This is a genomic window from Synechococcus sp. R6-10 (assembly GCF_047461815.1).
GTDB lineage: Bacteria > Cyanobacteriota > Cyanobacteriia > Thermostichales > Thermostichaceae > Thermostichus.
On the sequence record NZ_JANSHW010000650.1, the window covers coordinates 1 to 755 of the forward strand.

Annotated in this window: 1 protein-coding gene; it reads right to left on the reverse strand. The window is 61.9% G+C overall.

Annotated elements, in window-relative coordinates:
• On the reverse strand, positions 1-755 hold a 755-nt coding region (locus tag NW837_RS15040), incomplete at both ends, for a phenylalanine--tRNA ligase beta subunit-related protein (RefSeq protein ID WP_414332417.1).

Sequence of the window (755 nt, forward strand, 5' to 3'; positions counted from 1 at the left end):
CTCTGGGAATTGGCCCCTTCGCAACGGGAGAGCTGAAAGCCCAAGGCAGATAGGATCTCCTCCACATCCGCCGCCTGCACCTCGTCCCCCAACACATCGATCAGCCGCGACAGCCGCAATTTCAGGGTGCGTTCCAGGGGGGGCCGCTGGTCAAAGGTGGTGAGGCCGGCCACTGCTCCCCCTGCCAGTTCCAGGATCAACTGCGCCGCCCGATCCCGGGCCTGATCGAGGGTGGCAAAGTTAACCCCTCGCTCATAGCGGGTGGAAGCCTCGGTGCGCAGACCTTGAGACCGGGCCGAGCGCCGCGTCACCGCCGGATCGAATACGGCTGCTTCCAAGAAAATGCGGGTGGTGGTCGAGCTGACTTCGGTTTCTTCCCCTCCCATGACCCCGGCCAGGGCTACCGGTTGGCTGCCGGCCACAATGAGATGACTGTCGGCTTGCAAGGTGCGGGTTTGGCCGTCCAAGGTCTTTAAGGTTTCTCCCGGCTGGGCCAAGCGCACCTCGATGGTGGGTTTTTTCTTGCCCATGACCTGGAGCAGGCGATCCCAGTCGAAGGCGTGCAAAGGCTGGCCCCATTCCAGCAGGATCAGATTGGTAATATCCACTACATTGTTGATGGATCGCATGCCGGCAGCGGCCAGTCGGTGTTTTAGCCAGTCGGGGGAAGGGCCGACTTTCACCCCTTCGATCAACACGCCACTGTAGGCGGGGCAGGCTTTGGCGTCGGCAATGCGCAACTGAAAGTTGGGGAT